The organism is Rhodococcus sp. 15-649-2-2 (genome assembly GCF_002258645.1).
In the GTDB taxonomy this organism is placed as follows: domain Bacteria; phylum Actinomycetota; class Actinomycetes; order Mycobacteriales; family Mycobacteriaceae; genus Rhodococcoides.
In genome coordinates this window covers 234523-261427 of sequence record NZ_NPFM01000022.1, presented here as the reverse complement: position 1 = coordinate 261427, position 26905 = coordinate 234523, and the positions used below count along the sequence as shown (strand labels likewise).

23 protein-coding genes are annotated in these 26905 nt (G+C 65.2%); 9 read left to right on the top strand and 14 right to left on the bottom strand.

Annotation, left to right across the window (positions count from 1 at the left end; translation table 11 throughout):
- Positions 1-23: 23 nt before the first annotated feature.
- Both CH305_RS15185 and CH305_RS15180 read left to right on the top strand, forming a co-directional pair.
- Positions 24-1616: a serine hydrolase gene (locus tag CH305_RS15185; RefSeq protein ID WP_094704108.1), complete on the top strand. Its 1593-nt coding sequence runs from the start codon at positions 24-26 to the stop codon at positions 1614-1616.
- Positions 1613-2020 (top strand): limonene-1,2-epoxide hydrolase family protein, encoded by a 408-nt coding sequence (locus CH305_RS15180; RefSeq protein ID WP_373454562.1) that lies wholly within the window; start codon positions 1613-1615, stop codon positions 2018-2020. Before CH305_RS15185 ends, CH305_RS15180 begins: the two co-directional genes overlap by 4 nt.
- A 118-nt stretch (positions 2021-2138) precedes the next feature.
- Here the strand turns inward: CH305_RS15180 and CH305_RS15175 are convergent, their stop codons facing one another.
- From CH305_RS15175 to CH305_RS15165, 3 genes are all read right to left on the bottom strand, one after another.
- Positions 2139-3464 carry a PhoH family protein gene (locus CH305_RS15175; RefSeq protein WP_170944747.1) on the bottom strand — a complete coding sequence of 442 codons (1326 nt, stop codon included), beginning with the start codon at positions 3462-3464 and terminating at the stop codon, positions 2139-2141.
- A 484-nt stretch (positions 3465-3948) separates the two neighbouring features.
- Positions 3949-5232, bottom strand: coding sequence for a serine hydroxymethyltransferase (glyA, locus tag CH305_RS15170; RefSeq protein ID WP_032401993.1), 1284 nt, complete (start codon positions 5230-5232; stop codon positions 3949-3951).
- A gap of 59 nt (positions 5233-5291) precedes the next feature.
- Complete coding sequence (locus CH305_RS15165) at positions 5292-6488, bottom strand: DUF885 domain-containing protein (protein WP_094704107.1); 1197 nt, start codon at positions 6486-6488, stop codon at positions 5292-5294.
- A 153-nt stretch (positions 6489-6641) separates the two neighbouring features.
- Between CH305_RS15165 and coaA the strand changes: the two genes are divergently transcribed.
- Positions 6642-7577 (top strand): type I pantothenate kinase, encoded by a 936-nt coding sequence (gene coaA / locus CH305_RS15160; RefSeq protein WP_176457345.1) that lies wholly within the window; start codon positions 6642-6644, stop codon positions 7575-7577.
- A gap of 14 nt (positions 7578-7591) precedes the next feature.
- Positions 7592-10246: a LuxR family transcriptional regulator gene (locus tag CH305_RS15155; RefSeq protein ID WP_094704106.1), complete on the top strand. Its 2655-nt coding sequence runs from the start codon at positions 7592-7594 to the stop codon at positions 10244-10246.
- Here the strand turns inward: CH305_RS15155 and CH305_RS15150 are convergent.
- A complete protein-coding gene (locus tag CH305_RS15150; RefSeq protein ID WP_094609584.1) occupies positions 10215-10985 on the bottom strand; it encodes an AfsR/SARP family transcriptional regulator in 771 nt (256 codons plus the stop codon). The genes CH305_RS15155 and CH305_RS15150 overlap by 32 nt on opposite strands.
- Positions 10986-11128: 143 nt before the next feature.
- Complete coding sequence (locus tag CH305_RS15145) at positions 11129-11911, bottom strand: isoprenyl transferase (RefSeq protein WP_032380521.1); 783 nt, start codon at positions 11909-11911, stop codon at positions 11129-11131.
- A gap of 132 nt (positions 11912-12043) precedes the next feature.
- On the opposite strand from CH305_RS15145, the gene CH305_RS15140 reads away from it, so the two are divergent.
- Entirely contained in the window at positions 12044-12709 is a 666-nt protein-coding gene (locus CH305_RS15140) for a hemolysin III family protein (RefSeq protein ID WP_032380520.1), read from the top strand.
- A gap of 7 nt (positions 12710-12716) precedes the next feature.
- Here CH305_RS15140 and CH305_RS15135 read toward each other — a convergent pair whose 3' ends face one another.
- The 4 genes from CH305_RS15135 to mca form a co-directional block, all read right to left on the bottom strand.
- Positions 12717-13655 (bottom strand): GGDEF domain-containing protein, encoded by a 939-nt coding sequence (locus CH305_RS15135; protein WP_052077447.1) that lies wholly within the window; start codon positions 13653-13655, stop codon positions 12717-12719.
- Positions 13656-13752: 97 nt separating this feature from the next.
- On the bottom strand, positions 13753-15777 hold the full coding sequence (locus CH305_RS15130; protein WP_094609582.1) for a thioredoxin domain-containing protein: 2025 nt from the start codon (positions 15775-15777) through the stop codon (positions 13753-13755).
- A complete protein-coding gene (locus CH305_RS15125) occupies positions 15777-16049 on the bottom strand; it encodes a hypothetical protein (protein WP_032401989.1) in 273 nt (90 codons plus the stop codon). The genes CH305_RS15130 and CH305_RS15125 overlap by 1 nt, the downstream gene beginning before the upstream one ends.
- Positions 16046-16921: a mycothiol conjugate amidase Mca gene (mca, locus tag CH305_RS15120; protein ID WP_170944756.1), complete on the bottom strand. Its 876-nt coding sequence runs from the start codon at positions 16919-16921 to the stop codon at positions 16046-16048. The genes CH305_RS15125 and mca overlap by 4 nt, the downstream gene beginning before the upstream one ends.
- A gap of 103 nt (positions 16922-17024) precedes the next feature.
- On the opposite strand from mca, the gene CH305_RS15115 reads away from it, so the two are divergent.
- Complete coding sequence (locus CH305_RS15115; protein WP_032401988.1) at positions 17025-17465, top strand: DUF4307 domain-containing protein; 441 nt, start codon at positions 17025-17027, stop codon at positions 17463-17465.
- Positions 17466-17689: 224 nt separating this feature from the next.
- A complete protein-coding gene (greA, locus tag CH305_RS15110) occupies positions 17690-18184 on the top strand; it encodes a transcription elongation factor GreA (protein WP_008714076.1) in 495 nt (164 codons plus the stop codon).
- Between the two features lie 68 nt (positions 18185-18252).
- On the opposite strand, the gene CH305_RS15105 is transcribed toward greA, so the two are convergent.
- From CH305_RS15105 to ilvA, 5 genes are all read right to left on the bottom strand, one after another.
- Positions 18253-19044, bottom strand: a complete 792-nt coding sequence (locus tag CH305_RS15105) for an endo alpha-1,4 polygalactosaminidase (RefSeq protein WP_094704105.1) — start codon at positions 19042-19044, stop codon at positions 18253-18255.
- Complete coding sequence (locus CH305_RS15100) at positions 19044-19838, bottom strand: ABC transporter permease (RefSeq protein WP_032380514.1); 795 nt, start codon at positions 19836-19838, stop codon at positions 19044-19046. The genes CH305_RS15105 and CH305_RS15100 overlap by 1 nt, the downstream gene beginning before the upstream one ends.
- A complete protein-coding gene (locus CH305_RS15095; RefSeq protein ID WP_032401986.1) occupies positions 19835-20803 on the bottom strand; it encodes a daunorubicin resistance protein DrrA family ABC transporter ATP-binding protein in 969 nt (322 codons plus the stop codon). The genes CH305_RS15100 and CH305_RS15095 overlap by 4 nt, the downstream gene beginning before the upstream one ends.
- 55 nt (positions 20804-20858) lie before the next feature.
- Positions 20859-23990, bottom strand: coding sequence for an arabinosyltransferase domain-containing protein (locus CH305_RS15090; protein WP_094704104.1), 3132 nt, complete (start codon positions 23988-23990; stop codon positions 20859-20861).
- A 74-nt stretch (positions 23991-24064) separates the two neighbouring features.
- Positions 24065-25228 (bottom strand): threonine ammonia-lyase, encoded by a 1164-nt coding sequence (ilvA, locus tag CH305_RS15085; RefSeq protein ID WP_217901706.1) that lies wholly within the window; start codon positions 25226-25228, stop codon positions 24065-24067.
- A 182-nt stretch (positions 25229-25410) separates the two neighbouring features.
- On the opposite strand from ilvA, the gene CH305_RS15080 reads away from it, so the two are divergent.
- Both CH305_RS15080 and CH305_RS15075 read left to right on the top strand, forming a co-directional pair.
- On the top strand, positions 25411-26352 hold the full coding sequence (locus CH305_RS15080) for a DUF6286 domain-containing Asp23/Gls24 family envelope stress response protein (RefSeq protein ID WP_179278298.1): 942 nt from the start codon (positions 25411-25413) through the stop codon (positions 26350-26352).
- Positions 26349-26900, top strand: a complete 552-nt coding sequence (locus tag CH305_RS15075; RefSeq protein ID WP_094704102.1) for a hypothetical protein — start codon at positions 26349-26351, stop codon at positions 26898-26900. Before CH305_RS15080 ends, CH305_RS15075 begins: the two co-directional genes overlap by 4 nt.
- The last annotated feature ends 5 nt before the right edge of the window (positions 26901-26905 follow it).

Here is a 26905-nt window from a genome sequence, read left to right as displayed (position 1 = left end):
CATCGACGTGAGGACTTCTCGTGATGCGGTCGGGTCGAAATTTTCTGTGTCTTTGTGTTGCGTGCTCGATGATCGTGCTGGTCGGGTGCTCGAACGACGCACCCACCGCAGAAAGTCCACCGACCTCCGAGCCGGTGCCGACCGAGGATCTGTCCCCCGGCCAGGTCTCCGGCGTGGACGTTCCGGCCGGCCGCATCGACGAGGCCGTCGGCAAGCTCGATGGCATCGCCGATGAGCTGATGGCGTCGTCGAACATTCCGGGTATGGCCATTGCCGTCGTGCACGGTTCGGACGTCGTCTACTCCAAGGGCTTCGGCGTTCGCGAGATGGGTAAGGACGACCCGGTCGACGCCGACTCGGTGTTCCAGCTGGCCTCGCTGTCCAAGTCGGTGGGTGCGACGGTGGTTGCGTCGCAGGTGGACGCTGGCGTGATCGACTGGTCGACGCCGGTTGTCTCGCAACTGCCGTGGTTTGCGCTCGACGACCCGTGGGTGACTCAGAACGTCACGGTCGGCGACTTCTACGCGCACCGAAGCGGTCTGCCCGAGCACGAAGGCGATCTGCTCGAGGACCTCGGCTACGACCGCAGGCAAATCCTGGAGCGGTTGCGCGAGGTGCCCCTCGACCCGTTCCGGTCCACTTACCACTACACCAATTTCGGGATCACCGCCGCAGCCGAGGCCGTCGCTGCGTCGTCGGGCAAGGACTGGGACACCCTCAGCCAGGACACCATCTACGGCCCGCTCGGCATGACCTCGACCAGCTCGTCGTTCTCGGACTACATCGCCAGGGCCGACCGAGCCGTGCCTCACGTCCTCGTCGACGGTGAGTATCAGGCCAAGTATCAACGCGAACCCGATCCGCAGACCCCGGCCGGTGGCGTCAGCTCGTCAGTGAACGACCTCGCGAAGTGGCTGAAGATGCTCATCGCCGACGGCACCTACGACGGGGCGAAGATCGTCGATCCCGACGCTCTCCTTCCTGCCGTCAGCGCTCAGATCGTCTCGAGCCCGTCCGCATCACCGGATTCGCGCGCGGGCTATTACGGGTACGGATTCAACGTCTCCACCAGTGCGGCCGGACGCACGACGGTGAGCCATTCGGGAGCCTTCGCGCTGGGGGCGGGCACCAATTTCCTGTGGATTCCGTCGCTCGATGTCGCCATCGTTGTCCTGACCAACGCCGCGCCCCTCGGCATCGCCGAAACCGTGACCGCTGAGTTCGCGGACCTCGTCCAGTTCGGCGAGGTGCGTGAGGACTGGCGAACACTGTACAAGAATGCCTTCGCCGGAATGAGTGAGCCGGAAGGCGAGCTCGCAGGTAAGACCGCGCCCACGAATGCCGCTGCACCACAGCCTCTCTCGTCGTACACCGGCGTTTACCAGAACACGTACTGGGGGCCGGCGACGGTGACGGAGGTCAACGGTAAGTTGGTGTTGTCCCTCGGACCGAACTCGACTTCGTACGAGTTGTCGCCCTGGGACGGTGACACGTTCACGTTCGAGCCGACCGGTGAGAATGCGCCCGACGGAACCATTTCCCAGGCGACGTTCAACGCGAACACGGTCACACTGGAGTTCTTCGACGGCGATGGATTGGGGCGATTCACCAAGTGACCGACACACAGCAGGCAACCGAGATCGTGGAAGATCTGTTCGACGCGTTGAGGCTTCGCGACACCGATCGCGCACTGGCCCTTCTCGACGACCGGGTCGTGTGGCACAACGTCGGGCTTCCGAAGGTGCGCGGCACCTCGAATGTCGGCAGGTTCCTGGCATTGCTGGCCAAGCCGACGTTCGGCTTCGACGTCACGATGCACAACATCGCAGCCGATGGAAACGTCGTCCTCACCGAACGCACCGATGCCCTGATCTGGCGTCGGCTTCGAATCGAGTTCTGGGTGTGCGGAACCTTCGAGTTGCGCGACGGCAAGGTGGCCGTGTGGCGAGACTACTTCGACACCGTCGATTTTCTGAAAGGTGTTGCGCGAGGCGCATTTCGCGCATTAATCGGCCGGTGACCAGGTGAGCGGAACTTCGTAGTGGGCTACGAGGCAGGCAGGAGTGGAGCCTGCGGAATGACCACGCGACAGGAGTGGAGCCTGCAGAATGACCCGCAGGCTCCACGCTCACGTAGGGTCAGGCTCCCGAAGGACCGAACTCCTCCAGCATTTCCGTCACCAGTGCAGCGATCGGTGAACGCTCACTGCGGGTGAGGGTGATGTGCGCGAAAAGCGGGTGTCCCTTGAGCTTTTCGATGACGGCGGCAACACCGTCGTGTCGCCCGACGCGCAGGTTGTCTCGCTGCGCGACGTCGTGTGTGAGTACGACGCGTGAGCCCGAACCCAGTCGCGACAGTACCGTCAGCAGTACATTGCGCTCGAGAGACTGCGCCTCGTCGACGATGACGAAGGAATCGTGCAGCGACCGACCGCGAATGTGCGTCAGCGGCAACACTTCCAGCATTCCGCGGGCGATGACCTCCTCCATGACCTCCGGGCTCGCGAGGCCTTCGAGGGTGTCGAAGACCGCCTGGCCCCACGGCCCCATCTTCTCGCTCTCACTGCCGGGGAGGTAGCCGAGCTCCTGGCCACCGACGGCGTAAAGAGGCCGGAACACAACAACTTTCCGATGCGAGCGACGTTCGAGGACGGCCTCGAGTCCGGCCGTCAGCGCCAGAGCGGACTTGCCGGTGCCGGCCTTTCCACCGAGCGAGACGATGCCGATGCTCTCGTCGAGCAGAAGATCCAGCGCCACTCGCTGTTCTGCCGAACGGCCGTGCAGGCCGAATGCCTCACGCTCACCGCGTACGAGCTGAATCTGCTTGTCGGGCGTGACGCGGCCGAGCGCACTCTGCCGTCCGGCAAGAAGTCGAACTCCCGTGTGGCACGGCAGGTCTCGCGCCTCTGCGAGGTCGATGACACCGTCGTTGAACAGTGTGTCGACCGCCTCGGACGGCACGTCGAGCTCGGTCATGCCGGTCCAGCCGGACGGCACCACGTCGTGAGCGTGGTATTCGTCGGCGGGAAGACCGACAGCACCGGCCTTGACGCGCAACGGAATGTCCTTGCTGACCAGCACGACGTCCTTGCCCTCAGCCGCCAGATTCAGGGCGCAGGCGAGGATTCTGGAGTCGTTGGAGTCGGTACGAAAACCGACGGGAAGCACCGAAGGATCGGTGTGATTGAGCTCGACTTGCAGTGTGCCACCAGATGTTCCGATGGGAACCGGCTGGTCGAGTCGGCCGAATTCGACGCGAAGGTCGTCGAGCATGCGCAAGGATTCCCGCGCGAACCATCCCAATTCGTGATGGTGGCGTTTGCCCTCCAACTCGCTGATCACGATCAACGGAAGTACCACATTGTGCTCGGCGAACCGGATGACTGCCCATGGATCCGAGAGCAGGACCGAGGTATCGAGCACGAATGTCCGAAGAGGGGCGGAAACGGAGCGTGAAGTGGTCACGTGGGGCTCCTACGTCTGCGCGGCACCGCGCAAACTCTGTCGCTCGGCCGGTCGGGTCCGATGTGTCAGGTGACACGAGGACCGGGTACCGGCCCTCTCGCGCTCACTAGCTCAGTCACGTATCAGAACCTCCCGCACAGGTAGCTTCCCCGCTGCCTGTTACTGCCGACGGTACCGCCGAACTCGAGGTTCGGCTCGCTGGAAGTCTGGCGTGTCGGTGAACAACGCGTTACGTCGACATCGCCCCAGGTCGCCGGCAGACCGGTGACGAAAGTGCCCTCCCCCGGGTGGATCAATGCGGCTTTGTTGCACTCAGATCGACTGAAAGCCACATCGATCCGACGCGGATGGGTGAATGGACCACTGCACACGTCTGGGCGGTGTAATGGTCCATTGACGCGGACCGGGGTGCTGCGTGAATGGACCATTGCACACGTCTGAGCGGTGCAATGGTCCATTGACGCGGGCGGGGTGGGCGCGTCGATCAGCCCAGCAATCCCCAGTCTTCGAGGCCCTCGTACAGGGGCTTGCTCTGCGCAAGTTTCACGACGCGTTCCTTCAGAGCGTCGGTGGCCTGACCGGTCGCCAGAGCGGTACCGATGATGTCGGCTACCTCGGTGAACTCGGCCTCGCCGAATCCGCGGGTTGCCAGTGCACCGGTGCCGATGCGCAGGCCGGAGGTGACCATCGGCGGGCGCGGGTCGAAGGGCACAGCGTTGCGGTTCACGGTGATGCCGACCTCGTGCAGGAGGTCCTCGGCCTGCTGGCCGTCGAGCTCGGAGTTGCGCAGGTCGACGAGCACGAGGTGGACGTCGGTGCCGCCGGTGAGGACCGAGACGCCCTTGTCGGCCACGTCGGCTCCGGTGAGGCGCTCGGCGAGCAGCGATGCACCGAGCAGGGTGCGCTCCTGACGCTCCTTGAACTCCGGGGTCGCCGCGATCTTGAAGGCGACGGCCTTGGCGGCGATGGCGTGCATCAGCGGCCCGCCCTGCTGTCCGGGGAACACTGCGGAGTTGAGCTTCTTGGCCCATTCCTTCTTGGCCAGGATGATGCCGGAGCGCGGTCCGCCGAGGGTCTTGTGCACCGTCGAGGAGACGACGTCGGCGTACGGCACGGGCGAGGGGTGTACCCCTGCTGCGACGAGTCCGGCGAAGTGCGCCATGTCGACCCAGAGCAGTGCGCCGACCTCATCGGCGATGGACCGGAAGGCTGCAAAATCCTGGTGGCGCGGGTATGCCGACCAGCCGGCGATGAGCACCTGAGGCTTGGCGGAGATGGCCTGCTTGCGCACCTCGTCCATGTCGATGCGGTGATCTTCTTTGCTGACGCCGTAGGACTCGACCTCGTAGAGCTTGCCCGAGAAGTTCAGCTTCATGCCGTGCGTGAGGTGGCCGCCGTGAGCCAGGTCCAGGCCCATGATCTTGTCGCCCGGGTTGATCAGCGCCATCAGCACCGCGGCGTTCGCCTGCGCGCCGGCGTGCGGCTGCACGTTGGCGAACTCGGCACCGAAGAGTTCCTTGGCGCGATTGCGAGCGAGATCCTCGACGATGTCGACGTGCTCGCACCCGCCGTAGTAGCGGCGGCCCGGGTAGCCCTCGGCGTACTTGTTGGTCAGGACGCTGCCCTGGGCCTGCAGCACCGCACGGGGGACGAAGTTCTCCGACGCGATCATCTCGAGGGTGTCGCGCTGACGTCCCAGCTCACCGGCCATCGCCTCGGCGACCTCGGGATCGAGTTCGGCCAGTGACAGGTTGTTGACGTCAGTCATAACAGGAGTCTCCAAGGGACAGCAGAAAAGGGGGCAGCACAGTAAGGGACTCGACCAGTTTACGAGACGCGTAGTGCGCCCGGTGTCAGTGGCTCGTCGAGGAGCCTGCCGAACAGTTGCGCACGCTCGCTGACGGTCGTTCCCTGGTCCAGCCAACCGGCCAGCAGCTTGTAGCCCTCGACGTAGGTGCTGATGTACGCCCGCCACAGGGGGGAGGACAGAAAGCGCAGGCTGTGCCGGGCGCGCTGAGGTGAGGCCAACGACCACCGCTCCAGGTAGGCGGCCACATCGTCCTCGCTCTTGTGCTGGTCGTGCAGCAACAGCGCGGCGTCCTGACGGACTCCCAACAGCTGGCTCGACGCGGCAGAGAGTCGCTCGGCCTTCTCGCCGTCGAAGCGCAGTCCGAGGTCGGCGTAGATCTCTTGCGCCCACGCGCCCCAGCCTTCACCGACGATCGCGCCGAGAGCATGGTCGGCCAGCCCCTCGGCCATCAGGCACTGCGGAGTGTTGACCACGAACAGCGTCTGCTCGAGCTGGCCAGCACCGACGAGCCCCGTCTCCTTGCGGCAGTGCTCGGTGTGGTGGCCGGGGTACGACTCGTGCGCGATCAGGTGCGGCAGATTGGCCATCTGCTGCTCGATGTCGGAGTTGATCGCGACGGTGGACTGGAAGTTGCCGAGGTAGTAGTTGAATCCGGACCAGGGCTTGTCTCCGACGACCTCGTAGGTGACCTTCTCGGTGTCGGGCAGCGTGTACTCGGCCCGGACGCGGTCGCGTAGCGCGGACGAGAACGCCTCGACGCAGTCCTGCAACCGGTCGGCTGGAATCACGTCGGCGCGGCGGTGGGCGATCAACCGTTCGCTCAGCGCGCCTGGACCGGCGAGAACCTCGTCCATCTTGCGGTGAGCCTGCAGGTACTGGTCCTGATCGCCGGGGGCGATGCGGACATCGAAGTAGGCGTCCACCTCGTCGACGAACCCGATGTCCTCGCCGGCGAACTTGCGCGCCGAGCACTCGAGAGCGCGTAGGTGGACGTCGAGGAACGTCGTGCGCTCGGGTGTCAGATCGACGTTGCCGAGCTCTGCGCGCAGCGTCTGTGCTCGACGGACGAGCTCGCGGGGCTCCGGCGCGGGGGCGTTCTCGGTGATTCTGCGCAACTCCGGATCGCCGGTGTATGCGTCGACGAAGCCGTCTTCGAGGCGGTCGAAACTGAGGCCGAGCAGCAGGTATTCGCGTACCAGGGAAGCAGCATCCATACCCGAACCCTAGTACGGCGAACGACCCCGCCCGTGCGCGATCCACCGGCACCGAGCACAATCGGAAACCATGCGACTCGCGCTCCACGGGAGCTCAGCCGGACCCTCAGCATCTCCGATGTGGCAAGAGTGGAGCCTGCGGAACGACTGTGGTTGGAGCCGTGCGTGAGCGAGTCCAGCCCGTACGTCGAGTTCGACCGTGTGCAGTGGCGCACGCTGCGCCAATCCACGCCCTTGGTGCTCACCGAGGAAGAACTGATCGGGCTGCGCGGTCTCGGTGAACAGATCGACCTCGACGAGGTGGCCGAGGTCTACTTGCCCCTGGCGCGTTTGATCCACCTTCAGGTCGCGGCCCGGCAGCGGCTTTTCGCTGCGACTGCAACGTTCCTCGGCGAAAAGCATCCCGATCGCCAGGTCCCCTTCGTCATCGGTGTCGCGGGCAGCGTCGCCGTCGGCAAGTCGACGACAGCCCGTGTGCTGCAGGCACTCCTGGCCCGATGGGACCATCATCCGCGGGTCGACCTCGTCACCACCGACGGATTCCTGTATCCGACGGCCGAGCTCATGCGTCGAGGGATCCTGCACCGCAAGGGTTTTCCCGAGAGCTACGACCGGCGCAAGCTGCTCAGGTTCGTGACCGAGGTCAAGTCCGGGACCGAAGAGGTGGGCGCGCCTGTCTATTCACACGTCTCGTACGACATCGTCAAGGGCCAGTACCACATGGTCCGGCAGCCCGACATCCTGATCGTGGAGGGACTCAACGTATTACAGACCGGGCCTCGGTTGATGGTCTCGGATCTGTTCGACTTCTCCATCTACGTCGACGCTCGAATCGAGGACATCGAGAGCTGGTACGTCAAGCGTTTTCTCGCGTTGCGCAAGACATCGTTCACCGATCCGTCCTCGCATTTTCACCATTACGCCGGCCTGTCCGACGACCACGCGCAGATTGCCGCCGAGGATCTGTGGCATTCGATCAACCTGCCGAATCTGGTGGAGAACATCCTGCCGACGCGACCGCGAGCGACCATGGTGTTGCGCAAGGACAACGACCACGCGATCAACCGGCTGCGCCTGCGGAAGTTGTAGACCATAATCCAGCAATGACGCTGGGAAGGCGCACGATCGGCGAGGTTCCGCTGATCGGTCGAGACGACGAGTCGGCGCGAATTCTGCATGCCGCCCGCACGTACGGCGGAATGGCGGTCAAAGCCGCGCCCGGAGTCGGCCGTACCCGACTGCTGACCGAGGCGGTGCGGTCGCTGGTGCGTCTCGGCTGGCATCCGCACCGAGTGGTGACGGTGATGCCGACCGGCACCGGATTCGTCCCCGTCGAATCCGACCGGGCACTGGCCGCCGCTCTGGCCGAGGCGCACAGCGGCCGACGCACGGTCGTGGTCATCGACGACGCCCAGTGGCTGGCCGATTCGACCATCGAGCTCCTGGCCCGCCGCATCGGCTCGAAGGGCCTGTTCATTCTGCTCAGTGTCAGTGCCGGCCGACGTCGCACCCCGGTGCTCGACGGCCTGTGGAAGGACGGCCTGGTCGACCGCATCGATCTGAAGCCGCTCACCCCCGAGCAGAGCCGATCCCTGATGGAGTCCATGCTTCGTCGAGATGACGAGATCGTGGACAGTGCGGCGCTTTTCGCCGTCACCGCATTGTCCGCGGGAAATCTGGTCGTGCTGCGTGATCTGGTGACGACCGCGGTCGAGCGGCAGGCGTTGACCGTCTCGTCGCGCGTGTGGCGACTCGCCTCTCCCCTGCCCGTCTCCGCCGGTCTGGCCGATGTGGTGCGCGATCATCTGGCCGAGGTGGTCGCACTCGCCGACTATGCGGCAGCCACCGAGATCGCCGATGCGCTCGACATCGTCGCCCTGGCCGGTTCCCTGGTGTTCGGAGCCGCTGCCGCGGTGATCGATCCGCGTCTGATCGAGGAACTCGAATCGGCCGGCGTTCTCACCGTCCGCACCGAGCACAACGTCGACCGGGTGACGTTCGCGACACCGATCACCGCACAGGTACGTACCGAAGACATGGCCACGCTGCGCAGACGACGGCTGAGCCTGACGGTGGCCGACGCTCTCGACGCCTCCACCGACGGCCTCGGCCCCCGCGAGCGTGTCATCGCCGCACTGCTGCGTATCCACGCCGGCGTCGCACTCGATGCGCAGACGGCTGTGGAGGCGGCCCGGTTGTCGTGGCGTTTCGTTCCTCCCGAGACGACGCTCGAGCTGGCCTCGGCTGCTGCCGAGGCCGGCGGCGGGTTCGACGCTCAGCTGATTCTTGCGACCGCAGAGAGCCAGCTCGGCCTGACCGCATCGGCTCAGCAGCGACTCGACGAGCTACTACGCGGGTCCGACAACGACATCCGGCGCGCGACGGCGGTGCGCGCGTGTACCGACAACATGGTGCTGCGGCTGGCGGATCCGACGCGGGCGCTGGCCCTGAACGCGAGTACCGAGCTCGCCATCGTCGACCCCGGTATCCGAACGCAACTACGAGCGCAGCGTGGCCTGATGATGCACGCTATCGGCGATACTGCCGGCGCATTGGCCCTGCTCGAACCGCTGATGGACGACTTGGAGGGTGCGACGCTGATCTCGGCCAGTTTCGCCGTTGCTGCCGGGGCCACCGTCGTCGGCCGGTTGTCGGCCGCGTTCTCCGCCCTCGCCCGCGTGCAGCCCGGCCCCGACAACCCGGCGGCAACGGTCTTGGATCTGACGCGATGCTTCACGATCGCCTGTGCCGGCAACTTCGAGGAGGCCTCGGCGCTCGCTCGGTACCGGTACGACGAAGCGGTGGAACAGTTCTCGCCGTTGCAGCAGGCGTGGTTCGGGTGGGCCCGCGGAGGTGTGTTGCTCTCGCAGGGCCACGCGGCCGAGGCGATCCGCTGGTGCTCGGAGGCCTACACACTCGCGGGCACGCTCGGCCAGCGGTCGATGGAGCCGATGGTGGCGTGCGATCTGGTCCGTGCTCTCGCACTCGCGGGACGCGCGGAGGAGGCATCGGATCTCATCGAGGCCGCTGACCTCGACAACCCGGCCTCGCCTGCATTGTTCGGAGCTCGCGGGACACGGCTCGCGGCACTGGGCTGGGCTGCGGCAGCCCGCGGAGACGTCGGCCGGGCGCGCGAGCTGCTCGTCGCCTCGGCCGAGGCGCACGCCGCCATCGACCATCATCTTCCCGCTCTGTTCTCCTACGTCGACGCCGCCCGCTGTGGTGCGGCGGCCGCGGTGCTGGCCCCCGTCCACTCCCTGTCGAGTCTGATCGAGGGTGACCTGGTCCGCACCGAGGTACGCATGGTCGAGGTTCTCGCCGCATCGCCCGGGTCTGACAGTTCGGATAGTTCGGTATCGGAGCAGTCGGTGGCCGAACAGGCGGTGTCCGTGGCTGCGAGCGCCGAGAAGCACGGCCTGGACCTGCACGCCGCAGAGATGTACTTCCACGCACGAAATCTTCTGTTGCGCAGCAACCCTCGCGCAGCCGCAACCGCAGGAAGGCAGGGCCACGTGCTCACCGAGCGGTGTGGACATCCGAGCACCCCGCTCCTGCACGGAACACGAGACGCGGCTCTGACCACCCGCGAACGTCAGATCGCGACCCTCGCTGCTTCCGGCCTGTCGAACCGCGATATCGCCGACGCCGTCGTGCTGTCGATCCGCACCGTCGAGACCCACCTCAATCGCATCTTCGGAAAGCTGGGCATCAGTACCCGCGCCGAGCTCACATCGCTACGAGGCTCACTGCTCGATTGACCGCGACACCGGTGTAGAGAGAGGCCTCGATGTCGAGCAGGTAGCGCGAGGGAGCCACCCCGAGTTCGGTCCGCAGAATCGTCTCGGCCCGCCGAAAGGCAACCACCGCCTCGGCCGTCCGGTGCGACCGATCGAGGGCGATCATCAGCTGGCCCCACAGGTGTTCGCGCAACGGCGAGACCCGTAGTGCGCGCTCGATCTCGGCAATCACCGTCTCGTGTCGACCGAGGTGTAGGCGGGCCTCGAATGCCGATTCCAGCACCACGGCGCGCACCTCGTCCAGATGCACCCGCTCGTCGACGGCGAAGCCCAGATCACCGAATTCGACGAAGGCGGGGCCTCGCCACAACGCCAGCGCACGACCGAACTGACCGTCTGCCTCGGCAAACCGGCCGCGCCCGAATGCATCACGGCCGCGGGCCGCGAGCATCTCGAACTCACGCAGATCGACTCGGTCTGCACCCAGGTCCAAGCGGTAGCCCCAGGACGTCGTGACGAGCCGGGCACCGTCGTCCGCACCGAGGACTCGTCGCAGATTCGCCACGTACGCACGCAACGACGCCAACGCCTTGGCCGGCGGACGACGATCCCAGACGAGATCGATCAACCGGTCGAATTCGACGACGTTCCCCGCTTCCACGAGCAGCACCGCCAGCACGGCCCGCTGCTTGAGCCCACCGAGCGCCTTCACGCCGATCCCGTCGCGCACCACCATGGGTCCGAGCACGTTGTAGTCCACGATCGGAAATTTTCCGAGCCTCGCGCCGATCGCGCCACAGATTACGTAGCAATACAGAGGTAAGTACGTAGTGCGTCGCCCCGGGTCGTGAGTGGAAATTCGTAGCAGGCTACGAGGTCCTGTGCACGTAAGATACCGAAGCGTCAGATACCGAAGCGCCGGTGTCTGGCGGCGAAGTCTCGCAGAGCGCGCAGGAAGTCGACGCGACGGAATTCGGGCCAGTAGGCCTCGGTGAACCAGATTTCCGAGTACGCGCTCTGCCACAGCAGAAAGCCGGACAGTCGCTGCTCGCCCGACGTACGGATGACGAGATCGGGATCGGGCTGGCCGGAGGTGTAGAGGTGGCTGTCGATGCCGTCGACGTTGATGGAGGCGATCAGGTCGTCTCCGGTGACGCCCTCGGCGATCTTCTCGCTCACCAGGGATTGCACTGCATCGGCGATTTCTTGTCGACCGCCGTACCCGACGGCGACGTTGACGTGTGTTCCGGTCCGTCCCTCGGTGAGCGCGGCCGCTTCTTTGAGGCGACGCGCGGTCGACGCGGGCAGCAGGTCGAGGGTGCCGACGAGTTTGACGCCCCAGTTCATCTCGGGCCCGCAGATTTCCTCGACGACGTCGGTGATGATATCGAGCAACGAATCGAGTTCGTCGGCGTCTCGGCGGAGGTTCTCGGTGGAGAGCAGGTAGATGGTGGCCATCTCGATTCCGGCGGCATCGCACCAGCCGAGCATTTCGGCGATCTTCAGCGCGCCCATCCGGTGGCCGTGTGCGACATCGGTGAACCCGTTCTCGCGCGCCCAGCGGCGATTGCCGTCGCACATCACTGCCACGTGCCGCGGGTGCTGCACCCCTTCGAGCTGGCTCAGCAGACGCCGCTCGTACACGTTGTAGAGAACGCCGCGCACCTTCTGCGGAATGATCACCACTACTTCGTCACCGCTGCTCTCATCACCACGGAGGATTACCTTACGCCGACGTCTGCGAGCGGGCGGCCGGTACAGTAGCGTCTGAACCTACGGTTGCGTAGGTTCACGGCGGCGGCACGGGAGGCAATCGACATGACGATGTTCGGACTCGACGAGATACCCGTCAAACCGCGCATGCGCGGTTGGATTCACCTGTACGCGTTCTGTGTGGCGGTGGTCTGTGCGATCACGCTCGTCACGCTTGCGTTCAGCATGGTCTCGGTCAGCGCGGGGCTCGCGACGGGCGTCTACGCCATCACCGTCTGCGGGGTTTTCGGGGTCAGCGCCACGTACCACCGCGTGCCGTGGAAGACCACGGCGTCGCAGATCTGGATGAAGCGCGCCGATCATTCGATGATCTTCCTGTTCATCGCCGGCAGCTACACCCCGTTTGCCGTGCTGGGCCTGCCCGCCTCGACCGGACGCACATTGCTGATCATCGTGTGGCTCGGGGCCTTTGCCGGAGTGGCTCTGAAGATGTTGTGGCCCACCGCTCCCCGCTGGGTCGGTGTTCCGCTGTACCTGATCCTCGGCTGGGCGATCGTACCGGTCGCCCCCACCCTGATCGAACACGTCGGCTACGCACCGTTCCTCTTGCTGCTGGTGGGCGGGGTGTTCTACAGCGTGGGAGCCGTGCTGTACGCCACCAAGTGGCCGAACCCATGGCCTACGACGTTCGGCCATCACGAATTCTTCCATGCCGCAACGGTATTGGCGGCGATCTGCCACCTGGTTGCCGTGTGGCTCGTCTTGTTCTGAGCACCCGTCAGGCGGGCCCGGATGCCTTGTCTCGGTACATCAGTTCGTCGGCGCGTTGAATGAGCCGATCTCTGGATTCGCCGGGTTCTCGCACCGCGACGCCCACACTCACCGATACCCCGAGCAATCGAGATCCGAACGGCACCGGTTCGCTGCAGATTGCGGTCCGCACAGATTCGGCCAGTCTCGCGGCGTCGAGTGAACTGCCACCGACCGCGTCGGTCACCGCGAACACGAACTCGTCTCCGGCATATCGCCCGACGACGCTGCCGCGCGGCGACCACTGCTGCAGTCGACGCCCAGCTGCCTCGAGGACGGCATCTCCCGCAGGATGACCGTGGGCGTCGTTGATCGACTTCAAGCGGTCGACGTCGACGAACGCCAGGGCTACGGGTCGATCGGCCACGATCCACTCGTCGACGTGGGCCAACAGGGGACTCCGCCGCAGCAGGCCGGTCAGGTCGTCGCGTTCGGCGCGATCGCGCCAGTGCACGGTGTCGTCGACGACGGGATTGACCAGATCCAGTAGCGCGACGATGAACCGCCGTCCGAGGATGGTCGAGATCCCCACGTGCATCCAACAAGAGACGACCTCACCGTCGCTGCGCCGTACTCGACGAAGAGCTCCGATCGGACGACCGCCGTCGGACGAGCCGGCCGCGGGGTATCGGTTGTCGAGCTGCATCGCCATGTCCTTGGCCGACGCGCGGTCCCCGAGCGGAACGAAATCGGCCACCGGACGACCCAGCATGCCCTCCACCGGGCAGTCGAGTACCTCCTCGCACAGCGTGTTGGCACCGACCACCTCGAACTGCATGGAATGGACCATCGCCGCCATCGGGACCGACGCGACGAACTCCGCGACGGCCGCGCGCTGCTCGTCGGTCACGGCCTCGTCGAGCATGCCGTCGCGCACGACACTGTCCTTGGTGACGCCTTCGCTCATGACACGCACCATCGATCCACTGATAGAAGTTCCCGCCCCGGGCCGAACAAGTTCCCGCAACAATACTGTTCTCGAGCAGAAGCATCGACGAGCTTCGTCATCTCTGCAGCGCGAGCGACAGATCTTCGGCAGAGGTCACAGGACGGTCGCAGACGAAGCCGCGACACACGTACGCCGTTTCGACACCGTCGACGGGCGGACGGTCCATCAGTAAAACGGACGAATCCGTTTCGCCCGCAACGACAACCGAGCCACCCGGCGCCAATCGTCGGGCGGCGGACATCAGGTCGCCACCCGGCGCGGTCGACACCGCAATCTGAATCGGGCCGGATGCGGAGGCTTCTGCGACCGCCAGCCAGTGCCCACCGGACCTGGGCGCGCGCTCGAGGATCAACGCCGCTCGCGCCAACGACGCCGCCGCCAGTTCGCCGTATCGCGCCGAGGATGTGTGATCGACCAGAGCGGCAGCTGTGAGCAACGCCTCTGCCATCGTGGATGCTCCCGATGGGGTTGCCCCGTCGATGGGATCTCGGGGCCGGGTCACGAGTGTCTCCGCGTCGTCGGCGGTGTCGAACCAACTGCCGGCGTCGTCCGGGTCGGCGAAGTGCTCGATCGCCGCATCGAGGAGCGAGACCGTGCGCTCGATCCATACCGAGTCTCCGGTGGCTTGGAACAGCGCTGCCGCGGCAACAGCGAGACACGCGTAGTCCTCGAGCACTCCGGTGGCGTCCCCCACCGCGCTACCCAGAGATGCGCGACGCACCCGCCCCGATTCGACGTGCGCGGCGAAGAGTTGCTCGCCGCATTCGACCGCCGCGTCCACCCACTTCGGCGTGTTCGACCCGATTCCGGCCTCGACCAGCGCGGTGATCGCCAACCCGTTCCACGCGGTGACCACCTTGTCGTCGCGGCCGGGCTGCGGCCGGATGGCGCGAGCGTCGGACAGCGCACGACGTACCCGGGCGAACCGGTCGTAGTCCTCGGGTTCGGCGGGCAGTTGCAATACCGACATGCCCGCTTCGAACGTGCCTGCCGAATTCACTGCGAACAACCCCGCAGCCCACACCCCGTCCTCGAAGCCGAGGGTCTCGATCAATTGCTCCGGCGTCCAGGCGTAGGTCAGGCCCTCGACGCCCTCGGTATCCGCATCGAGCGCCGACGCGAAACAGCCGTTGGCCGTGCGCAATTCACGGAGCATGAACTCCGCAGTGTCCGACGCCACCCGCCGAATCAGAGGATCGTCGTCGACCCGGGCCGCGTGCGCGTAGAACCTGAGCAGCAATGCGTTGTCGTAGAGCATTTTCTCGAAATGCGGGACGATCCACTCGGCATCGACGGAGTAGCGCGCGAACCCGCCGCCGAGTTGGTCGTAGATGCCCCCGCGCGCCATCGCCGACGCGGTGCGTCGAACCACGTCGAGAACCTCACCGTTACCGGTGCGCTCGTAGTGCCGGAGCAGACCCTCGAGCAGTGCGCCCGGCGGAAACTTCGGCGCCTGACCGAAGCCGCCGAAGGTCGTGTCCTCGTCGGCGCAGATCGCTGCGACGGACGCGGCCAGAAAATCGGCGTCGATCGGTCGTCCGCCGGCCGGAATTCCGGCGCTCTGCTTGCGCAGTTCGGTGACGATGGCGGCGGACGCGTCGAACACGTCCTGTCGGCGAGTCGACCAGGTGTCCGCAATGGCGGTGAGCAGCTGCTCGAACGACGGCATTCCCTGCCGCGGGGTCGGTGGGTAGTAGGTGCCGCAGTAGAACGGTTCGGTCTCGGGAGTGAGGAAGCAGGTCATCGGCCACCCGCCCTGACCGGTCATCGCGACGGTGGCGTTCATGTACACCGAATCGAGGTCCGGTCTTTCCTCGCGATCGACCTTGATGCACACGAAATTCTCGTTCATCAGCGCCGCGGTGGTCTCGTCCTCGAACGACTCGTGGGCCATGACGTGGCACCAATGGCACGCCGAATAGCCGATCGACAGCAAGATCGGAACGTCGCGATCGCGTGCGGACTGCAGAGCCTGCGGTCCCCACTGCTGCCAGTGCACCGGGTTGTCCGCATGTTGCCGCAGATACGGGCTGGTGGACTCGTCCAGCGCATTGGTGTTCAGGACCGTGGCGTCGAGCATCAGGTCTCGTCGGTGGCGGCAGGTTTTGCCGGACTCTGTTCCGGCGGAGTGGTGGTGGCGATTCCGCCGCGATCGGTGCCCTCGTCGAGCGCCTGATCCAACGTCGGATCCTCTTTCTCGAACGTGGCGGGCAGACGCTTGATCTTCTTGTTCATCGACCAGATCAGCAGGGCTGTTCCGACCAACAACGCCACCAGGATCACCAACCCGATCGGCGAAGACTTACCGAACTCGGGGCCGGTGGGCTGCTGGGCGAGAATCGAGACGATCACCGGTCGGTCTCTTCGATTCCGGCGAACAGGTCCGTCTCGGGCAGCGAGGTCGCCACCCGGGTGCGAGCCAGCTCGAATTCCTCGGTGGGCCACAACTTGCGCTGCACGTCCAGCGGCACCGCGAAGAACGATCCGTTGGGATCGATCTGCGTCGCGTGCGCGCGGAGGGCGTCGTCGCGTTGCTCGAAGTAATCACCGACGGTCACCTGGGTGGTGATGCGGCCGATGATCTCGTCGCGCTGGCCGTCCCATCGCTTCAGCCAGTCGACGAACGGGCTCTCTTCACCGCGGTCGATGAACCAATCGTGGAACAGCTGCATGCGCTTACGGATGAACCCGTGGGAGTAGTACAGCTTGAGCGGAGTCCAGGGCTCACCCGCGTCGGGGAAGCGTTCGGGATCGCCCGCGGCCTCCCACGCTGCCATCGAGACCTCGTGGCAGCGGATGTGATCGGGATGCGGGTAACCGCCACGCTCGTCGTAGGTGGTGATGACGTGCGGCTTGAACTCGCGCACCACCTTGACCAGCGCCTCGGTGGAGACCTCCAACGGCACCAGCGCGAAGCAGCCCTCCGGAAGAGGTGGTAGCGGATCACCCTCGGGCAATCCGGAGTCCTCGAAGCCGAGCCAGGTCTGCTGGACACCGAGGATGCGAGCGGCCTCGGCCATCTCTTCGCGCCGAACCTCGTGGATACGCTCGTGCACTCCCGGAATGTCCATCGCTGGATTGAGAATGTCGCCCCGCTCGCCACCGGTGAGGGTGACGACCAGTACGTCGTGTCCTTCGGCCGCGTAGCGAGCCGTCGTCGCAGCACCTTTGCTGGACTCGTCGTCGGGATGGGCATGTACTGCCATGAGCCGCAGTCCGGACACGTTCTTCCTCACCTCGGATTCGCCTGGTTCTTGCCTGCCCTATAGTTCCACCTGACGCCGACAGGCCCCCAGCGGCACCCCCGAATCGACCCCGAGAGCGGCCATGACCAACGCACTTCCCGCAGGTAGGTACCCGTCGGGTTCCGGTCCCAGCGGAATTCGGCAGGCCCCGAAACGTGCGACGAAGATCGCACTGGTGGCCCTGGTTCTGCTGGTCGGACTGGGCGTGGCCTACTACGCCTACTCCAAGTTCTCGGTCAAACCCATCGAAGGCAGCCAGCTGTCGTTCGACATCGTCGACGACTCCACGATGTCCATCCGTTTCAGCGTCACCCGACAGGATCCCGAGCAACCGGCCGTGTGCATCGTCCGTGTCCGCTCCCGCGACGGTTCCGAGACCGGCAGGCGTGAGGTGTACATCCCACCGGAGTCTGCGTCCGGCACCGTCGAGCTGACCACCGAGGTGACGACGTCGTCCGACCCCGCGGTCGGTGACGTGTACGGCTGCAGCCTCGATGTTCCCGAATATTTACGAGCCCGATAGGCGAACTACCTGTTCGTGGTAAGCTCGGCACATACACGGCCGCCGTAACAGGTGCCGTGTATTGCTGCATTGCGGGCAGGGTTCACCTGCGAACGATGACGACGGCTCCAGGATGCGGGCCGACCAAGGGGATCCAACCATTGGAGTCCCCTGTTCGTTGCGTGCCCTACCTGCTCAGAAAACGGAATCGATATCGAGATTCCGACTACGAGGGAGTGATCGAGATGACCGAGACCCAGGTGACCTGGCTGACCCAGGAATCACACGACAGGCTCAAGAGCGAACTCGACCAGCTCATTTCCAATCGCCCCGTCATCGCCGCCGAGATCAACGAGCGTCGCGAAGAGGGCGATCTGAAGGAGAACGGCGGTTACCACGCTGCTCGCGAGGATCAGGGTCAGCAGGAAGCACGCATTCGCCAGCTGCAGGAACTGCTCAACAACGCGAAGGTCGGCGAAGCGCCGACCCAGTCCGGCGTGGCACTGCCCGGATCCGTCGTCAAGGTCTACTACGACGGCGACGAGTCCGACACCGAGACCTTCCTGATCGCCACCCGCGAAGAGGGTGCCCGCGACAGCAAGCTCGAGGTGTACTCCCCCGCGTCGCCGCTGGGCGGATCTCTCATCGATGCGAAGGTCGGAGACACCCGTCAGTACACGCTCCCCAACGGCAAGACCATGAAGGTCACGCTCGTGAGCGCGGAGCCGTACCACACGTAAGCCTGCTCACCGAAGATGTGCTGCACCCCCGGTCGCTCGGCGACCGGGGGTGCACTCGTCTGGGCGGTTCAGCACTGTTCGAACACGTACGCCGGATCGGATGGGGACACCAGGCCTCGATCTCGCAGAATCGTGACGGACGGCCGATCCTGCCGGGCACACAGCCGATCGAACGGCTCCGGGAGGTTGTCGGTGTACTCGATGTCGTACACCCGCGCTCCGTATGCCGAAGTGTACGAGCCACATTCGTCGTAGGCGAGACACTCCTCGGCGACGGCGAAATCGAATCCGACGTCGTCCCTCATCCGACCGGCTCCGTCCGGGGTGTTCTTCTGCGCGATCTCGATGCCCGACGCATGGGCACGGGCTGCGTACAGGCGCGCCAGTGCGAGTACCGAATCCTCGTCGATCGAATCCGGGAACCGAGTCCAGCTGTCGAGGTTGTCGATTTCGACGGCGTCGAATCCCCGTGCGGCGCAGCCTTCGATGACGGGCCCGATCACCGCGTCGATCGCCGCGCGCTTCTCGGGTGTACCCGGGTCGAGGATGTGCTCGTCGGGCCAGTCCGAATCGACCACAACCTCGCCGCCCGCATCGCGCAGCAATAGTTCCGGGTTCCACTCGGCTCCAGGCTGAGTCTGCAGGCCGTTGACATAGCAGATCGACACTGCGCCGGGCAGCGGCTCGGCGGTGGAATCGCGCACGACGGTGTCGAGACCGCCGGGCACGTCGTACGCCGCGCCGAGTTGGTAATCGAATCGCTGGGTCTGTACCGGGTCGGTCTGTGTCGGGTCGGAACTGCATCCCCCGATCGCTACCGCGGCGGCCAGCAGGCATGCTCCCGCCGCCGCGGTGCGCATCAGGCGGTCATCGTTTTCTGGTACTTGCGTACCGACAACGGCACGAACACCACGAGCATCACCACAACCCAGATCAAGGTGTAGAGCACTGGATTCTGCAGTGGCCACACCTCCGGCGGCGGTGCCATCGGATTGGTGTTGCCGAATTGCTCACGAACCGCCAACGTCACCGAGGAGATCGGGTTCCATTCCGCGATCGTCTTGAGCACGCTCGGAAAGTTGTCGATCGGGACGAAGGTGTTGGCGATGAACGTCAACGGGAAGATCACGATGAACGACGCGTTGTTGAAGATCTCCGGGGAGCGCACGATCAACCCCACCAGAGCCATCACCCACGAGATCGAGTAGGCGAACAACAGCAGCAGCACGTACCCCAACAGGGCGTCGAAGAACGACGACGTGATGCGCCAGCCGACGATGAGCCCGGTGATCGACATGATCGTGATGGTGACGATGTTGTTGCCGACGTCGGCTGCCGTGCGTCCGATGACCACGGCCGATCGCGCCATGGGCAACGACCGGAACCGGTCCATCACGCCCTTCTGCAGATCCTCGGCCAACGAGGATCCGGTGATCGACGCGCCGAAAATCATGGTCTGGACGAAGATGCCGCCCATCAGGAAGCTCTTGTAGTCGATGCCGGGCACGTCGATCGCACTGCCGAAGACGTACGCGAACAACAGCACGAACATGATCGGAGACAGCGTCGCGAAGAACAGCAGATCGGGAACTCGCTTGAGCTTGATCAGGTTTCGCTTCGTGATGATCGCCGAATCCAGGAGAACGTTGCTCATTTCTCTTCCTCCGCAGCCTCGGGCTCGCCGGTGGTCTGACCGGTCAGAGACAGGAACACATCGTCGAGGTTCGGCCGTCGCAGACCGACGTCGACGACCCCGATCCCCGCTGCTTCGAGATAGCTCAACGCCGAGGACAGATCCTTGGATCCACCGTTGACCGGCATGACGATGCGGCCCACCTGCTCGTCCAGGGTGGGCGGCTCGACGCCGAGCGGTGTCAGGATCTCCTTGGCACGATCGGCCTGAGATCGGTCGGTGAGCACGAATTCGACTCGCTCACCGCCGGTTTGGGCCTTGAGCTCGTCCGCTGTGCCGCGAGCGATGATCTTGCCCTTGTTCAGGACGATGATCGAATCGGCCAGCCGATCGGCTTCTTCGAGGTACTGCGTGGTCAACAGAATTGTCGTTCCGTCGCGCACGAGGTCTGCGATGAACTCCCACATGGTGATTCGGCTGCGCGGATCGAGGCCGGTGGTGGGTTCGTCGAGGAACACCACGCGTGGTCGTCCGATCAGACTGGCCGCGATGTCGAGTCGACGACGCATGCCGCCGGAGTACTGCTTGGCAGTGCGATCGCGCGCGTACTCGAGGTCGAATCGCTCGAGTAGCTCACCGGCTCGCTGTTTCGCTTCCGCCTTGCGCAGCCCGAAAAGTCGGCCGACCATCTCGAGATTCTCGTAGCCGGTCAGATACTCGTCCACGGCCGCGAACTGGCCGGTCAATCCGATCGTGCCCCGAACCTCGTTCGCCTGCTTCAGCACGTCGAGACCGAAGATCTTCGCCGAACCGGACGTCGCCTTCAGCAGCGTGGCGAGAATGCGGACAGCCGTCGTCTTGCCGGCACCGTTGGGGCCGAGCACACCCAGCACCGTGCCCTCGGGAACTGTGAAGTCGATCCCACCGAGCGCGACGTTCTTCCCGTACCGAAGTACCAGGTTCTCTACTTCTATAGCGTTCGCCATGGCCCTCTCCCCGTTTCTTTCACTGTCGGTATAAGGACTTCCGAACGCGTAGAGATTAACCGGTTTTGATCGGACCGGGCGTCCACAGGCCCGAACGCTGGACGTCCGTGGTGGCAATCTGCGCCGGCTCCGCCGTCTCGTCGTACGGCGTGTACCGCTCGATCGATCCCCAGTCACGGTCCCAGTCGCCGGACAGATACGACGGAATGGTGCGGGCCGAGGCCACGATGTCGATCCACCCGAGCGGCCCGCCGCCGTAATGGTCCTGCCACGCATTGGTGATGACGGCACCGCTGCGGTCGGGGAGCACCCGGTACCCGGGCACCTCGGCGACGCCGAAGCGATGGTCGAACGGATGCTGGCACGGGAAGTTGAAGCCGACCTCCCAGTCCAGCAGCACGGGAGTCTCACGGCCGACGACGTCGTTCAGCGTCTGGGTGCGCGGTACTCGTGGCGGGGTGATCGCAAGCCATTGGTCGGGATCGCGATCGGTGTCGGAGAGCACAAGACGAATCGTGTTGGCACCAGCGGGAATCTGGTCCATCGGAACTCGCAGGTTGCGCCACGACGGCGTCGGGCCGATGTCGATCGGCGTCACTCGCCCCTGCGCGCGACCGTCGACTCCGTACTCCAGCTCGAGGCTCTGGCCGTACGTGACGATGCCGTCGGAGTTCACCGAGCGGATGCGTCCGGCAGCGGCGATGGAGATCAGGTCGCCCGGATCTGCGGGCAGCGCGTACCAGCTGGTGGTCAACGTGGCAGGGGTATCGGATCCGAACGAGCCGAGCACCGGAACGGTTGCCGGGTCCAAGCCGAACGGAAGTGCGCTGCCACCGGTTCCGGCTCCGGTGGTCGACGTCGGCTGCTGTTGATCCTCGGTATCGACGGTGTTCGAGGTGCCCGACGCCGAGGCCTCCTTGTCCGCGGTGAGGTCGCCCGCAACCCCGTCGGGGGTGAACCCGTCGTTGTCGGCACCCAATGCGGCAAATGCGTCGCCGCTGACCGGTTGCAGCACATCGGCATTGGGATCGGTTTCGAGCAGTACGTCGTTGGCGAGACCGCACGTGTTCCCGGCCAGGGCCGAGAGATTCGATTTCGCGATCGAGTACGACGGCCACTGCGCCACAGCGCCCTTGGCCATCGATGCCACGGCGAGCAGCACCATCAACGCGGCCGCAACGGCGATAGGCGGCACCGACCACCAGCGCGCCAAGGGCTTGTCGGTGCGCACGTACGGCGCGCGGATATGGAACCATACGGCCGCGAGCAACAGCAGGAGCGTCAGTCCGAGGAACATCGTCGAGATGCCCAGGCCCGCGACGAGAATCGGCTTGTCCCAGAACGGAACTCCCCATGCCGAGACGTACCAGTAGCCGTTCGTTCCGGTGAACGCGACCGCCAGCAGGAACGAGACCGCTGCGGCGAACAACAGTCGATTGCGCCGCGAGCGCAGCACTGCCGCGCCGGTCGCCACGGCCGCCAAGACTGCAACCGAGGCGGCCAGACCGGCGAACACTCCGAAATGGTGTGTCCACTTGGTGGGGGTGATCATCATCAGCGCCATGGACCCGACGGTGATACCGACGATCCGACGGGCGGGACCGGTTGCGGTGCCGGGGATCTTGCCGCCCTTGCGCAGCATCGCGACGACTACCGTGATCAGCGAGACGATCATGACGAACACCCCGAACCGGCGCGCGAGCGAGCCGTCGATGTCCATGTTCATCAACCACTGGTAGCGCAGGTACTCGTCGAACCAGGCCTGACTCGGCCCGGCCACAGTGTGCACTCGTTGCATCTCGAGCATGCCCGCCACGGTCTGGTTGCCGAAGGCGAACACCAGTACAACCGTGCCCGACGCCACCAACGGGGCGAGCAGCGTCACCGCGCCGAGTGTGGTGCTGCCGAACTCGCGAGCGCGGGCCACGACGATCTGCAGCACCGGTCGAGCTCCGGCGATCAACGGCGCGAAGCAGATGAATCCGGACGGGGCACACGTGACCGTCAATGCCGCGATCAGAATTGCCGCGGCTGCGGGCAGCAATCTGCGGGTCGCGATGGATCGCTCCACCGAACACCATGTCAACAGCACACCGATCGCCACGAACGGTTCCGGTCGCAGGCCGTTGTTGTACGGCAACCAGAACGCGAGCAGCACCAGACCACCGGTCCACAGCGCCGTCTTCGAGGCACGAGCGGCGGCACCGAACCGCGGGATCACCTCGCGACTGATGACGAGCCACGCGACGACGGCGCAGATCAGCGTGGGCAACCGCATCCAGACACTGGCGGTCGAGACGTGCGACATGAGGCCGAACATGTCGTACAACGGTGTGCCGAACGGCGTCTCGGGCACACCGAAGTACCGGAAATAGTTGGCCATGTACCCGGCATGATCGGCCGTGCGGGCCATGCCGAGTTGATAGCCGTCGTCGGAGGTGTTCGCGCCGATGACGTGCCACACCAGCAGCGTTCCGATCACTACCGCGTCCACCAGCCCGAACGTCCACCAGCGACGCGGTAGGAACCGTCGGGCGCGCCGGCCGTCGGACAGGTCGAGGCGGTGCAGCGCCACCAACGAGACGATGGTGGCGAGCACGCCGACGATCATCGCGAACCACTTCAGGATGCTCGGCGTGGACGAGAACCTACTGTCCAGCTCGGCCTGCAGCTGCAGACCGGGAATGCTTCCCTGTAGATCACTGAACACGCCGACCATCTGTGGCCGGACGTCGCCGTCGCGCGTCACGGTGTCTTCGCCGGTCAGTCCGACAGTGGTCGCAGTGCCGTTCGAGATGATCGTCAACGAGCACTCGCCTGCAGTCGATGGGCTCAGTTCCGAGACCGGCTTCTCGAGGAGAACCGAATCACGCAGCGTCACCTTCAGTTGCGACGCCTCACCGCCCGTTACTTCCGCGACAAGACCGTATCGATAGGCGTCGGGCGATCCCTTGGGTGAGGTGGACAGCAGTATCCCACCGCTGGGGAGCCTGCCCGCGGCGTCACACGGGACGTTGGCATCGACGCTGATCGGCGTGTAGCCGACGAGCGGAGCTTCGACATTGCCGACAGTATCGCTCTGCGGCCAGGTCAACGACGACTGCTGCTGCTCTATCGGCAACAGCGGTATCGAGATCGTCAGCAGAATTCCCAGGACAGCGGAGACGATCGCGACGAGCCGAGCCATGCAAATATCTCCCACCGATGTCCTGGTCCAAGTCGCTGATCAAGGTACCAGTGCAACCTGTGTGGCCCGGGAGGTCAGTTCTCGACGTGCACCGCATATCCGGCCGCGCCCAGGGCGTCGAGCACCGAGCCTCGGTGATCGGGTCCGCGCGTCTCGACGGTCAACATCACGTCGACTTCCTCGAGGCCGAGCCGGCCACCCGTGCGGGAGTGGACGACGTCGACCACACTTGCGCCGGCGTCGCGCACCACCCCGAGCACGCCGGTGAGCCCGCCCGGTCGGTCCGAAATGGTCACGCGCACAGCGAGGTAGCGCCCACCCGCCCGGAGACCGTGGGTGATGACGTGGGTGAGCAGCAGCGGATCGATGTTCCCGCCGGAGAGGATGGCGCACACCGAGCCGGTCAAACCGAGCTCCTCGGCCGAGTGCGTCATCAGCGCCGCCACTGCCGCCGCACCCGCTGGTTCGACGATGAGTTTGGCGCGCTCGATGCACAGCACCAGAGCCCGCGACAGAGCGTCCTCGCTGACGGTGACGACGTCGTCCACCCAGCCCTGCACGTGATCGAACGGCACCGATCCGGGCAGACCGATCGCGATGCCGTCGGCCATCGTCGACATCGATTCCAGCGCAATGGGGTGCCCCGCCTTCAGCGACGCGGGCCAGGCGGCAGCGCCTTCTGCCTGCACTCCGACGATTCTGATATCGGGCTTGGTCAGCTTGACCGCCGCGGCGACACCGGCCAGCAGTCCCCCGCCGCCGGTGGGGATCACGATGGTGCCGACGTCCGGCATCTGCTGCAGCAGTTCGGTACCGAGTGTCGCCTGCCCGGCGACGATGTCGAGATGGTCGAACGGATGGATGAGGGTGGCACCGGTACGTTCTGCGAATTCCCGAGCCGACTTCAACGCCTCGTCCACGGTGTTGCCCACCAGATGCACTGTCGCGCCGTATGCCTTGGTGGCCACCAGCTTCGGCAGCGACACGCCTACCGGCATGAACACCGTCGAGGTGATCCCCACCTGCGACGCGGCCCACGCGACACCCTGAGCGTGGTTGCCTGCGCTGGCCGCGACCACCCCGTGGGCGCGTTGCTCGGCGTCGAGCCTGGCGATGCGGTTGTACGCCCCGCGTGGCTTGAACGATCCGGTGCGCTGCAAGTTCTCGCACTTGAGGCGCACCTCGTGGCCGGTCAGATCCGACAGAATCCGCGAGGCCACCACCGGGGTCCGGCGCATCACCGGTTCCAGCAGCTCCTCGGCCGAGGCGATATCCGACGCGGTCACCCGCACAATTTCCGACACAGTCGCAGTATGCCAGGAACAATTACTCCTATGACGGCATGCGACGTCGGTCGTCACTACAGTTGTGGAGCGCGAGCCGCACCAGAGCGAGCCGCGACCGGCGCAAAGGATTCTCGGTGACGACGCAGGCTGCATCCGACGAGGTCAGCGACGACCCCGGTTCGCGCGGCAGTGTGGAAATAAAGGATCGGGCCATCTCCCGGACCGCCATCGCTGCGGCCTTGAAAGACCCTCGAGTCACCCGCACCACCGGTGGCCTCTCGCGACTGACCGGGCGAGAGCTACCCCGCGCCGACGTCACCCTCGGCGCGGACACGATCGCCGTCAACCTCTACATCGGGGTCCGGTGGCCGTCGCAAATCACCGAGGTGACCCAGGCCGTACACGCAGCCGTCGAAGAAGCCCTGGCGACGATGACGGGACTGCACGTGCATCGGGTGAACGTGTTGGTATCCGACACCACCCTCGACAGCGGTCCCGCACCTGAGGCGAATCCCGATGCTCCGCAGGCTGTTTCACCCCGTCCACCCACCGCCGGTCCGGCCGCGATGCCGGTGGCGCTGCTGTTCGGATTCATGCTGCTGGGCGTGGCCTTCGTTGCCGGCCGCGAGTTCTTCATCGCGCACGGAAGCATCGGTGGCAGTCCGTGGATCGCCGACGCGACAGGCTGGGTCGCCCGATTGCACTGGCAGAGTTGGATGATCGCCGCCGCGATCGGTTCCGCAGTCGTCGGATCGTCACTCGTGTTCGTCGGAGTCAAACCGCGCACGAAAACTCATTCCGGCCTGGGCGACGGGGTACCGACCGTCTGGGCAACCCCCACCGATATCGCTCGGTTGTGCAGTGCTGCAGCACAGTCCACTCGCGGAGTCACGGACGCGCATACCGTCGTGACGCGGAAGAAGATCGAAGTGCGGGTGGAGCGCGATCCTGGTTTCGAGGTCGACAGTGTCGATACTGCCGTGCGCGATTCCCTCGCTCCGGTGCTGTCCGTCGCCGCGGGTGGACGCAGGCTGACGGTTCAGCATTCGGTAGCGCAGCCGAAGAGGGTCTCGTGAAGACATTTGTCGCCGGGGTGGATCGGCTTCTCGCCGTCGTCGCCGGGCTCGTGCTCGTGGCCGGTGGCGGCTTCGCCCTTGCCTGGCACTACGACGTTCCGTGGGCACGAGAGACGCTGTCTCGCTTCGACCGTGCGCGTATTGCGGAGCTGCCGCAGCAGGGTTGGTGGATGCCGACGCTGGCGATCGCCGTCGCAGTGACTGTCGTGATGGCTCTGGTGTTGCTGATCGGCAACTTCTCTCCGCGTCGGACCGGAACGGCGAGCGTGATCGAGGAGCCGCACTTCTCGGCGCACGTGGACCTCAGTGCGATCGCTTCGGGCGTGGCCGCGGAGTTGGCAGAATTTCACGGTGTTCGACGAGCCAGAGGAACAGCGATCGATGATCGCGGAATGCCCACCATCGCTGTATCGGTCTATGCTGCAGCAGACTTCGATGTAGTTGCCTTCACCTCCCTGGCCGAATCACGAGCCGCATTCGTCGCCGAATCTCTCGCCGGTACCTACGTCGCTACCCGCATTCAGTTGCACGTCGACAAGCGTCGGTAACAGTC

Bases quoted from the DNA above. Each gene is read 5' to 3' on its own strand.
- CH305_RS15135 (WP_052077447.1), bottom strand. From the start codon at position 13,655: ATGAGCGAAGGCGTCACCAAGGACAGTGTCGTGCGCGACGGCATGCTC.
- CH305_RS15090 (WP_094704104.1), bottom strand. From the start codon at position 23,990: ATGGCTCGGCTCGTCGCGATCGTCTCCGCTGTCCTGGGAATTCTGCTG.
- CH305_RS15165 (WP_094704107.1), bottom strand. From the start codon at position 6,488: ATGGATGCTGCTTCCCTGGTACGCGAATACCTGCTGCTCGGCCTCAGT.
- CH305_RS15095 (WP_032401986.1), bottom strand. From the start codon at position 20,803: ATGGCGAACGCTATAGAAGTAGAGAACCTGGTACTTCGGTACGGGAAG.
- CH305_RS15115 (WP_032401988.1), top strand. From the start codon at position 17,025: ATGACCAACGCACTTCCCGCAGGTAGGTACCCGTCGGGTTCCGGTCCC.
- CH305_RS15105 (WP_094704105.1), bottom strand. From the start codon at position 19,044: ATGCGCACCGCGGCGGCGGGAGCATGCCTGCTGGCCGCCGCGGTAGCG.
- ilvA (WP_217901706.1), bottom strand. From the start codon at position 25,228: ATGCGCCGGACCCCGGTGGTGGCCTCGCGGATTCTGTCGGATCTGACC.
- CH305_RS15185 (WP_094704108.1), top strand. From the start codon at position 24: ATGCGGTCGGGTCGAAATTTTCTGTGTCTTTGTGTTGCGTGCTCGATG.
- CH305_RS15100 (WP_032380514.1), bottom strand. From the start codon at position 19,838: ATGAGCAACGTTCTCCTGGATTCGGCGATCATCACGAAGCGAAACCTG.
- CH305_RS15155 (WP_094704106.1), top strand. From the start codon at position 7,592: ATGACGCTGGGAAGGCGCACGATCGGCGAGGTTCCGCTGATCGGTCGA.
- CH305_RS15130 (WP_094609582.1), bottom strand. From the start codon at position 15,777: ATGCTCGACGCCACGGTCCTGAACACCAATGCGCTGGACGAGTCCACC.
- greA (WP_008714076.1), top strand. From the start codon at position 17,690: ATGACCGAGACCCAGGTGACCTGGCTGACCCAGGAATCACACGACAGG.
- CH305_RS15140 (WP_032380520.1), top strand. From the start codon at position 12,044: ATGACGATGTTCGGACTCGACGAGATACCCGTCAAACCGCGCATGCGC.
- glyA (WP_032401993.1), bottom strand. From the start codon at position 5,232: ATGACTGACGTCAACAACCTGTCACTGGCCGAACTCGATCCCGAGGTC.